Below are 10,746 nucleotides of genomic sequence, written 5' to 3'. Positions count from 1 at the left end.
CATCGTAGAGAGTGGATATGGCTGACGACCCTTGCCCGCTTTGGGATAATGCGGTGTGATAATCTTCTCAAGACGCTGCCAGGGTATGAGATTATCCATGCGTCCGAGAAAGATCTCTTTACGGGTTATTCTGCGCTTTTGATTGAACTCGCTGTCGGCGAAAGTAAGTTGATGATCCATGGCTTATCTCTGAGAAGGTTGCATCGCAGATTGTCTCAAGAGGAGGGACTTATTCGCAACTTCCCTAACTTTTTAAGCAAGTTAGCAGAAGCATCATTAGATACGTCAACACCACCAATAAGCTTTGACCATGACTCAACCTTAGCCACTTCTACTATAAAGGTTTGCAGTAGTTCACTCGCCAGTCCTTTGCCCCAGCATTTTTCAGTGAGTAAGTAACCTATATGCGCATCACTTTCGTTTTCTACATAGGCGAACAGAAAACCGATTAACTTATGCGCCTCGGATTTTACTTGAAGTAACCGACTATCCAACAACATTCGGTCAAGCCAGATTCCCGCCAATTCACTGGAAGTAATACCATGAAAATATGGAGGTAAGTTTTTAACAACTAATGGCGTTAGAATTTTAGGTATCTGTTCAAGCAGAAGTGAGCGCTCAACCGAAGCTAGCTCACCTGAAACTTCATCCACTTTCAACCTTTGGGTTTCAAACGATATTGTCATAAAAACTGCCTATTTTCGATAAAAATGTAATCCCGGGGTCAGCTGGATCCCGCATGGATCCTGGGGTCAGGTCTTGCGCATGGATCCTGGGGTCAGGTCTTGAATTTTGCACGAGAGTAAATCCAATTTTTTTAACCCTGCAAAATGCAAGACCTGACCCTAATTTTTTCACCGCGCATCATAAGACCTGCCCCTAATTTTCCTGGCTGGCTTTGTTATACATGGATGATATCGGAATAATCTTCCATACTCCCTATGTTTATGAAAAGGGCATCCAGCTTCTTTACTTGTTTCTCTGGGAGCCAAATAATTCTAAATTCGTTTTGATACGCATACCGAAAATGTTTAGAAATAAATACTTCTACATCTTTAGATTTAGCAACTAGGGGATCAATATACTTAACCGGCGCAGCATACCCTGTAAAGTCTGATACACCTGCTTCGAGCGAGTGAATCATTCTTTCGATGAAAATCCCAGGCTCCCGAATAACAATGCATGCGTCAGCCTCAAAATCATCATATTCCCTGAACGTATATTTTTGCGCAAAGCAAGAGACATAATAGTTAGTTGTGCTCTCAATGGTAAAACTGACATTGCCTTTGGGTTTTATTTCATCACCCTTATTGTTCTTAATTTGTACAGACTCCGGCTTAGCTTGAACAGTAAATGAAAGCTCATCATCTCTAATTGCACTATTTAACGAAGGATCATCATAGTAAGAGGCTGGAGCGATCCTTATGCTACCTTTGCGATACATATCATCTAAATGTTCAGCTTTCCCAAATTTAAATAAAGCGCCATCAGGAATGCCGCCTATCTTCTCAATGGCATCTTTAGCTTTGGGAGGAGATGGGAATGAAGGGTTAACAATAGAGGCTTTTTTCAGGAATCCATTCGTAAAGCCATTGGGGTAAGGCCCATATCTTATTTGGAACTCTTCTAAAACATGGGTCCATTTAATCATCCAGTATTCACCCACGTCGTTGAGACCATGTAAGCTTATCTGACCCTTGTCAGATAGCGTCATCATATTTGTAATAATATCCCTCGTCCTTGACTCAAGGTCTTCTTGAGAAAGATATTCCATATATCTATTCTGGCGATACACATGCCGCCAAAACTCATGTCTCTTCATGGCTATAACGCCCTCACTTGCCGCTGATTTGAAGCGCAGCGGGAAAGCAGTCCGACAACATGCGCTTGTTACATTTTAACTATTCCATGACTCAATAATTCCGCAAACCCGATCCATATTCTCATTGATGTCAAGAAATCCCGCGGGCAGGTCTTGAATTTTGCACGAGAGTTCATCCAATTTTCTCAATCCTGCAAAATGCAAGACCTGACCCCATTGATTCTTTAACTTGCCTGCACTGGTTAGATTTCTTGTATGCCGTCTCGGAATAGGTCTGATTGGGAGGCTCGCAATTTCTGAGCATGCTTATAACTCTTTCCTTGCGGAGTCTCGATCGACTGCCTTTCGTCATATTTACGAATTACAGTTGTCACAACATATCCGGTTATCTCAACCTCACCAACCTCATCGAGCTTTCTAAAAACGTTGAGAACACACTCTAAAAACGTACCATGCTGAAAGGTGATTTCCTCCCTTAACACTTGGTGTTGAAAAGCTGCATCCTGCATTGTGAAACCAATAACCTGCTCGTCATAAATCCCTTTCCACTTATACCGACCCTCTCTCAATACAGGGCTAACAACTTCAATATTGGCGTTCTCGATGATCAAAGGCTTTATCGAATGCGAAGTCAGTATGAAATCGTGAAATCGCTCCTTAGGAACATTTCTTTCTGGGGAAAAAGGTTTGAGATTTTTGTCTAGAGGTGAAATTCCGATTGATTCTACGTCATCACGATCACTTAGGTTTTTGTAGAAGTTCGACCTTCTGACTACTATCTTGGGTTCTTTCTTCAACAAGTGAACGGCGTTATCTCGTGTAGCATTCTCAGTTCTGGACTCGATTTCACGTAATTCTTGGCGCAACTTTTCAATCTGAAGTCTTTTTTCTTCAATACTGAGCTCTGTTAATTCTTTGCTGAGCGCCTCTTCCTCTGATTCGTATATCTGTGGTGCAAGGGAGACAAGAATAGCCACAACGGAGAGAACAATACTCAACTGCCCAGAATTCTCTCCTGCCCATGTCCAAATCTCTCTCAAGCCACCTTCTGCAAGCGCTTGTGCATCAATCTGAACAGGTAACCCAAGAGTAAAGGCAACCTCCTGAAAAATAGCGAGTAATTCAGCCTCACAACGATTGCGAAGAACAGCATCCATGGAGTGCTCGCCATCTTCAAGGTAGTAATGGAGCTCGATCCCTCCGACTGAAGTCATGCTATTCTCCTTGTAAATCTAACGCCGCCAACACGGGCCGTAATGGAGCTGCGAAGCAGCGGAATGTAGGTCCAGCCAGCTTTGCTGGGGATCGTGCTTGGCTTTGTTATGCATTTTCATGCGCTCACATCTTCACTGCGGACCCAACTATGCTTAATATAAACCTCATCTATGAGCTCTAGGCCAGTTTTTTCATTAAATAGGCTGCAGTACGGATTCCGAAATGAAATGTAAAATCCAATCTCGTCTTCAGCTTCCCTAGTGAAGCAAGGATGTATCGGATATACCAAATCTGCGCAGGCTTGACTAATTGGGCCTTTAAACTCTTCTTCAGTAAACTTCATAACTTCAATTAATTCATTTTTCTCTGGCGTTAGGTTTCCGAAAAAATCTGCCATATTTGAATCTATCTCAGCTTTCCACTGGGCCTTTACATAGTCTCGGATTGCGGGATGAATTTTATAGAGATCAGTATCACTATCAATATTTATGGTGCGAAGAATATATTTGTTGGTTTTGAGAGAGTTTACATAATCTAAACTCCACTCCATTCTTTGTTCCTTATCTATAAGTAGTCTAAGGGCATCCCTTTTCCAATAAGGGAAATGTTCAAATGCTTTTTTGAACCCCTCTAGAAACTCTTCATTTTCTTGATCAACTGATCGTTGTTGAGCTTTCTCTAATTCGTCTTTTCTCTGCTTTTCTTTCTTCTCTTTGATGGAAGTATCAATTTTTTTCCATATTGAAGAAACTACAACATAAATGGCCTGTCCAATAAGAGATCCTATGCCAAGCCCAATTAGCAACACTATGAGGCTATGATGCTCTTTTGGCGCGTCCAAAGAAGCTAGAGTGTTATCGAGATACTTCCACGAAAGCACAAGAAAAATACCCACTGATAAGTATTTGACTGAAGCTTTTGGTGAGGTCAAAGCGGACAATAGCTTGATCACTGTGCCTGCAGTTTCACTCATATATTCGTTCTCCGGCACTTAGTGCATAACATCTTAATACTACGCCGGCGCATATGCATGCCAGGCTGAATTTACTAAAGATATACTAACTATCAGATAATAAAGAGGAAAAAACTGACATCGCAATCTCCTTTAAGACAAAAACGAGAATGCGCAGTTGCATTCCTGACCCGGCGTAGTATCCCGCCAGCGTTTCAACCTATCCCTTTGTTTTTCTGACGTTTTGCTAACTCATCAAGCAGCAAAACAAGCCCTTATCTAACGATAATCTGAGCATAACCGCAGAGCAAAATAAAATAAACTGTAAAATTGTCGCGATTCGACATCAAAGAATAATCGAAGCCCTAACCGCTCTGAATCTTTGCTTTTTCTAGCCAGTCGCGCAGCGACGTTCTAACCACTAGCAGCGGCGAAGCCGCGATCTAGCCACTTCCTTTTCTTAGCCCCATAAAAAAAGACCGATGTTCCCACATCAGTCTTTCTTATCTAACGAAGTAAAACCTAAAATCAATCAGGCATCTCAACGTTGTGATAGACCTCCTGAACGTCTTCTACGTCGTTCAGCATCTCTAAGAAGGTCTCAAACTGTTCAAGATCTTCACCGGCCAGCTCAGTGTAGGTCTGAGGGATGAAAGTAATCTCCTCTACCTCTACTTCAAGATCCGGATACGCTTCATGCAGTGCGGTTTTCGCCTTGAAGAAGTCAGTATGCGGCGCGTAGACAGTGATATTGCCGTCTTCACTCTCGATCTCTGCCACATCAACATCCGCTTCCATCAGCAACTCAAGGACCTCATCCTCATCGTCGTGGGGGAAAACAAACACTGCACGGTGATCGAACATATGGGCAACGGTGCCCTGACCGCCGAGCTTTGCCTTACCTTTATTGAAAGCAACCCGGACATCACCAAAGGTACGGTTGTTGTTATCGGTCAGGCAATCAGCGATAACCATGCAGCCACCGGGACCAAAACCCTCATAACGGGTTGGCAGGAAATCCTCACCACCGCCGCCTGCAGCCTTGTCGATCGCTTTTTCGATAACGTGGGCAGGCACCTGATCTTTTTTGGCTTTTTCGATGAGACGACGCAGGGAAAGATTACCCTCTGGATCGACACCACCGTTTTTGGCAACTACATAGATCTCTTTGCCATACTTGGCATATACCTTGGATTTAGCTCCCTGAGTCTTAGCCATGGAAGCCTTACGTACTTCAAACTTTCTTCCCATTGGAAAATCTCTTTCTTACATGAAGGCAGGGCACATTCTAATCGCTCACCCGCCTAAGCTCTAGTGTATGCATCCTAAATGTTAACAAATACCGCTGTTAACACAGGATTGTTTGATCAGGGTACAAAAAACGCGCCGAGGGCGCGTCTTTACATATCATTGATAAATATCAGTCTTCAGCAGCCGCTTTCGGTGCGTCCAGATTTTCATAGATAAGGATCGGATCAGACACGCCGTTGATGACGCCCTCATCAATCACCACCTTGGAGATCCCTTTCTGAGACGGCAGGCTGTACATGATATCCAGCAGATTCTCTTCCAGAATAGAGCGCAGACCACGGGCTCCGGTCTTACGTTCCAATGCCTTAGTGGCAACCGCCTTCAGGGCATCTTCACGGAAGTCCAGATCAGCACCTTCCATTCCGAACAGCGCTGCGTATTGCTTGGTCAGCGAGTTCTTTGGTTCAGTCAGAATCTGCATCAGCGCGTCTTCGTCCAGTTCAGTCAGAGTAGCGACCATCGGCAGACGGCCGACGAACTCAGGAATCAGACCATATTTGACCAGATCCTCAGACTCCAGGTCTGCCAGGATATCAGTGATCTTACGCGTCTCTTCCTTGCTCACAACCGCAGCATTGAAGCCGATAGAGCTCTTCTCGCTACGATGCTTGATAACCTGATCCAGACCGGCGAAGGCACCACCACAGATAAACAGAATATTGGAGGTATCTACCTGCAAAAACTCCTGTTGCGGATGCTTACGACCACCCTGCGGCGGCACAGACGCAACGGTACCCTCAATCAGTTTCAGCAATGCCTGCTGCACACCTTCACCACTCACATCACGAGTGATTGACGGATTATCTGATTTGCGGGAGATCTTATCGATCTCATCGATGTAAACGATACCCAGTTGGGCTTTCTCTACATCGTAGTCACACTTCTGCAGCAACTTCTGAATGATGTTCTCAACATCCTCACCCACATAACCGGCTTCGGTCAGGGTGGTTGCATCGGCAATGGTAAACGGTACGTTGAGCATTCTCGCCAGTGTCTGAGCCAGCAAAGTTTTACCGCTACCGGTCGGACCGATCAGCAAAATGTTACTCTTGCCCAGTTCAACATCGGTATCACCGGCAGTTTGCTGAAAGCGCAGACGCTTGTAGTGGTTATATACCGCGACGGAGAGTACTTTTTTGGCCCGTTCCTGACCAATCACGTACGCATCCAGATTCTCTTTAATTTCAGCCGGAGTCGGCAGGCGATCACCCTCTTCCCGGGTCTCTTCCGCGTCCTGAATCTCCTCTTTGATGATGTCGTTACACAGATCAACACATTCATCGCAGATAAATACAGACGGGCCTGCTATCAGTTTCTTTACTTCGTCCTGGCTTTTACCACAGAAAGAGCAATACAGCAGTTTGCTGTCATCGCTTCCTCCTTTACCGTTGATATCGTCGGACATTCAACTACCTCTGTTTGTCCCTGCCATATCCGGCCAGGACCTATAATTTCTTTCTCGCTAAACGCACATTATAGCGATAATGTGCGTCGCGTTAAATCAAACTTAAAATCGCCCTCTTTTTACAGAGGTTGTAAGGGGCCTGCATCAATTCAGGATCACTCTCCGCACAACAGCAAACGTTTAGCGGCTGGCCATTACTTGATCAATCAGGCCGTAGGCAACTGCCTGCTCAGGCGACATAAAGTTGTCCCGGTCGGTATCTTTGCTGATAGTAGCCATATCCTGACCGGTATGGTGGGACATGATGGTATTCAGCTTGTCACGAATCGTCAGAATTTCCTGAGTGTGAATCTCGATATCCGTTGCCTGGCCCTGATAACCACCCAAAGGCTGGTGGATCATCATCCGTGAATGCGGCAAACAGTAACGCTTACCTGCTGCGCCACCGGTTAACAACAATGCGCCCATGCTGGCCGCCTGACCGATACACATAGTGCTTACATCAGGCTTAATGAACTGCATCGTGTCATAGATAGACAAACCTGCAGTCACTGAGCCACCAGGAGAGTTGATGTACAGGTGAATATCTTTGTCCGGGTTTTCAGACTCAAGAAACAGCAGCTGGGCAACCACCAGGTTAGCCATGTGGTCTTCCACCTGGCCAATCATGAAAATAACCCGTTCTTTGAGTAATCGAGAGTAGATGTCGTAAGAACGCTCACCACGCGCTGTCTGCTCGACAACCATGGGCACCAGACCACTGCTAGTAATTACTGTAGGGCCATTATAAAAATCCGACATTTGAAATCTCTCCTAAATTCCTTAACAACGTGCTTAACACACGTCCAGAAAAAAAAACGGCAGCCGACCTAAGCCGACAGCCGTTCTTTTATAAACGCAATTAAGGCGAAGGGCAATTACGCCTCTTCAGATTCTTCAGCGTCAGCAGCAGGTGCGGCTGGCTTGATTGCGTCTTCATAGCTTAGTTCGGTTTCGCTTACCTTAGCAGAATCCAGCAGCAGATCCATAACCTGATCTTCCAGAACCAGATTCTTAACCTGATTCAGCATCTCCTGGTTGCTATAGTACCAGTCAATAACTTCCTGAGGCTCCTGGTAAGTAGCAGCCAGCTCTTCAACGGTAGTGCGAACACGATCTTCGTCTACTTTCAGTTCGTTTGCTTTAATGACTTCAGCAACCAGCAGGCCTACTTTTACGCGCTTGGCAGCCTGATCAGCAAACATCTCTTTCGGCAGCATGTTAGGATCGATATTGGCGTTAGCACCACCAAACTGCTGGATAGCTTGACGACGCATAGCGTCAATCTCACCATCAATCAGGGCAGCAGGAACGTCAATTGCGTTAATCTCAACCAGCTTGCCGAATACCGCTTCTTTCAGCTTGGATTTCAGCGCCTGAGTCAGCTCACGCTCCATGTTCTTACGCACTTCAACTTTAAAGCTGTCAACGGTCTTTTCTTCGATACCAAACTTAGCGAAGAACTCTTCGTTCAGTTCAGGCAGTTCCTGAACAGAAACCTTGTTCACTTTAACGTTGAACTTAGCATCTTTACCTTTCAGGTTTTCAGCGTGGTATTCCGCAGGGAAAGTTACGTTAACTTCTTTCTCGTCGCCTGCTTTAACGCCTTCCAGCTGGGTTTCAAAACCCGGAATCATTGTGTTGGAACCCAGCACCAGGTCCATACCGGTAGCAGTACCGCCGTCAAATGTTTCACCGTCGATGAAACCTTCGAAATCGATATTCAGCTGATCACCTTCAGCCGCCGCTTTATCAGCTTCTGCAAAAGCAGCTTGCTGTTTCTGCAGCGTTTCGATCATCTGATCAAGATCAGCATCTTTAACTTCAGCGGAGTTCTTAGCGATCTCTACGCTGGAAAAGTCGGCCAGTGCAATTTCCGGATACACTTCAAATGTTGCAGTGTAAGAGAAATCCTCACCCTCTTTGTCGTTTTTAAATTCAACATTCGGGCCACCAGCTGGAGTCAGGTTTTCCTGCTGGATAGCTTCATAGAAGCTCTGCTGCACAACTTCACCGATCACTTCCTGACGGATACCCTGGCCGTAGCGTTTTTTAACCACTTTCAGAGGCACTTTACCAGGACGGAAACCGTCCAGACGAACAGTACGGGCTGTTTGCTGAACACGCTTAGCTACATCGCCGTCAACACGATCAGCAGGTACAACAACAGTCAGCTGACGTTCAAGACCAGTAGTGGTTTCTACGGATACTTGCATGGAATTCCTCACAAAATTATTTGTATCGTTACAAATCTGAAAATTGACCCGCTATTTACCCTTATGTATGAACATAAAGCCCGTAACAACAGGTGCCAGAATTTCTAAAGGCGGAAATTGTCCGGGAAGCGGCACTATTAGTCAAGTGAAAAGCGTTGAATATCAACGTATACAGAGCAAACAGCAATATCAGATTCAGATGGGGTTTATATAAGCAGAAAGAATACGGAAAAACAGAGAAATGGGGTGGACGATGGGGTTTGAACCCACGACCGCCGGAATCACAATCCGGAGCTCTACCAACTGAGCTACGCCCACCATAACAATACATTTTTTGTCAGCCTTTTTTGGCGCGCCCGGCAGGGCTCGAACCTGCAACCGCTCGCTTAGAAGGCGAGTGCTCTATCCATTGAGCTACGGGCGCCTGACACTGCCCGACCTTGCCTGAAGAATTATCTGTACCGGAGTACGTCACTGCCCTCCCTTCAAGGTGGTGCGCATAATATATATCGCTTTATATCCCGTCAACACCCTTTTTTAAAAATTTAACAAAATAAGACACTTAGCGATTTTCCATCTCCCGCCGATCCTGAACCCGGTCAACTTTTAAAAACGCTTATAAAAAGCTCTTATTGAAAGCACTTGTCAAAAGCACTCATTGAAAGCGCTTATTGAATGCACTTTTCAAAACAACCATAAGAACGCAAAAATTTATAGAGAGGAAAACCCACAGTAAAACCGATATATACAAGACTGCTTGAAAGCGATATAGCCCAGCAGCCTATAAAGAAAGCCTGAAGCAATTCCCCTTGGAGGATAGGTGCAACCATGAGACAATCCGCGCCATCAAAATTAATGACTGGGGAAAACATTCGTAAGATGAGCGCTCAGATAATTGACGGCAAACAGATTGCCCAAAATGTTCGCGGACAGGTTGCAGTTGGGATTAAAGCCCGTATTGACGCGGGTAAACGTGCCCCCTGTCTGGCAGTGGTTCTGGTTGGCTTCGACCCTGCCTCTCAGGTCTATGTCAGAAACAAGAAAAATGCCTGTAAAGAGGTCGGTATCGAATCGGTCTCTTACGACCTTCCTGCCGAAACCACCCAGCAACAGTTGCTGGATCTGGTCGATGAGCTTAACGGTAATGCAAGCGTTGATGGCATTCTGGTGCAACTACCCCTGCCAGCACACCTGGAGGCGAATGAGATTCTTGAGCGCATCCGGCCTGAAAAAGATGTTGATGGTTTTCATCCATTCAATCTGGGACGTCTTGCCCAACGACTTCCAGCACTGCGCCCCTGCACACCCAAAGGTGTCATGACACTGCTGCAATCAACCGGCGAACCGATCCGCGGTAAAGATGCAGTGATCGTTGGCGCTTCCAACATCGTTGGCCGGCCTATGACCCTTGAATTGTTACTGGCGGGTTGCACCACCACTACAACCCACCGCTTTACTCAGGACCTTGCCAGTCACGTTCAGCGTGCTGATATCGTCGTTGTCGGTGTCGGTAAACCGGGCCTGCTCAAGGGCGAGTGGATTAAACCCGGCGCTATTGTTATTGATGTGGGTATCAACCGTCTCGAAGATGGCCGCTTGGTGGGTGATGTTGACTATGAAGTAGCTGCAGAAAGAGCCAGTTGGATTACACCAGTGCCTGGCGGTGTCGGCCCGATGACCGTCGCTACACTGATGGAAAACACCCTGGAAGCCGCCAATAATCACAGTTGAGACTAATCGCTGTAAAAAAGGCCTTTTATCCTCCTACGGAGACCATAAAAGGCCT

General features: G+C 45.8%; 9 protein-coding genes, 2 tRNA genes and 1 pseudogene. 1 reads left to right on the top strand and 11 read right to left on the bottom strand.

All coding sequences use genetic code 11. The features are described 5' to 3' along the window. The 11 genes and pseudogenes from Q0499_RS03140 to Q0499_RS03090 form a co-directional block, all read right to left on the bottom strand. Window positions 1-180: pseudogene (locus tag Q0499_RS03140) on the bottom strand (IS5/IS1182 family transposase); the annotation flags it as partial. Between the two features lie 35 nt (window positions 181-215). Next, window positions 216-686: a GNAT family N-acetyltransferase gene (locus tag Q0499_RS03135; RefSeq protein WP_299195952.1), complete on the bottom strand. Its 471-nt coding sequence runs from the start codon at window positions 684-686 to the stop codon at window positions 216-218. Between the two features lie 215 nt (window positions 687-901). Continuing rightward, window positions 902-1,774, bottom strand: a complete 873-nt coding sequence (locus Q0499_RS03130; RefSeq protein WP_299195950.1) for a hypothetical protein — start codon at window positions 1,772-1,774, stop codon at window positions 902-904. A 290-nt stretch (window positions 1,775-2,064) separates the two neighbouring features. Further along, window positions 2,065-3,036, bottom strand: coding sequence for a hypothetical protein (locus tag Q0499_RS03125; RefSeq protein ID WP_299195948.1), 972 nt, complete (start codon window positions 3,034-3,036; stop codon window positions 2,065-2,067). 116 nt (window positions 3,037-3,152) lie between these two features. After that, window positions 3,153-4,010, bottom strand: coding sequence for a hypothetical protein (locus Q0499_RS03120; protein WP_299195946.1), 858 nt, complete (start codon window positions 4,008-4,010; stop codon window positions 3,153-3,155). 507 nt (window positions 4,011-4,517) lie between these two features. Continuing rightward, window positions 4,518-5,240, bottom strand: a complete 723-nt coding sequence (locus Q0499_RS03115) for a YebC/PmpR family DNA-binding transcriptional regulator (RefSeq protein WP_299195944.1) — start codon at window positions 5,238-5,240, stop codon at window positions 4,518-4,520. A gap of 169 nt (window positions 5,241-5,409) precedes the next feature. Next, window positions 5,410-6,705, bottom strand: a complete 1,296-nt coding sequence (clpX, locus tag Q0499_RS03110; protein ID WP_299195942.1) for an ATP-dependent Clp protease ATP-binding subunit ClpX — start codon at window positions 6,703-6,705, stop codon at window positions 5,410-5,412. Between the two features lie 180 nt (window positions 6,706-6,885). Then, on the bottom strand, window positions 6,886-7,506 hold the full coding sequence (gene clpP, locus Q0499_RS03105) for an ATP-dependent Clp endopeptidase proteolytic subunit ClpP (protein ID WP_299195939.1): 621 nt from the start codon (window positions 7,504-7,506) through the stop codon (window positions 6,886-6,888). Between the two features lie 116 nt (window positions 7,507-7,622). After that, window positions 7,623-8,960: a trigger factor gene (gene tig / locus Q0499_RS03100; protein ID WP_299195937.1), complete on the bottom strand. Its 1,338-nt coding sequence runs from the start codon at window positions 8,958-8,960 to the stop codon at window positions 7,623-7,625. Window positions 8,961-9,202: 242 nt separating this feature from the next. Beyond that, window positions 9,203-9,278: transfer RNA gene (locus Q0499_RS03095), tRNA-His, on the bottom strand. Between the two features lie 30 nt (window positions 9,279-9,308). Next, window positions 9,309-9,384, bottom strand: a tRNA-Arg gene (locus Q0499_RS03090). 455 nt (window positions 9,385-9,839) lie between these two features. Between Q0499_RS03090 and folD the strand changes: the two genes are divergently transcribed. Continuing rightward, window positions 9,840-10,691 carry a bifunctional methylenetetrahydrofolate dehydrogenase/methenyltetrahydrofolate cyclohydrolase FolD gene (gene folD, locus Q0499_RS03085; protein WP_299195935.1) on the top strand — a complete coding sequence of 284 codons (852 nt, stop codon included), beginning with the start codon at window positions 9,840-9,842 and terminating at the stop codon, window positions 10,689-10,691. The last annotated feature ends 55 nt before the right edge of the window (window positions 10,692-10,746 follow it).

Source organism: uncultured Amphritea sp. (genome assembly GCF_937127095.1).
GTDB lineage: Bacteria > Pseudomonadota > Gammaproteobacteria > Pseudomonadales > Balneatricaceae > Amphritea.
Note: the sequence above shows the minus strand (reverse complement) of the source record. Positions and strands in the feature narration are given on the sequence as shown.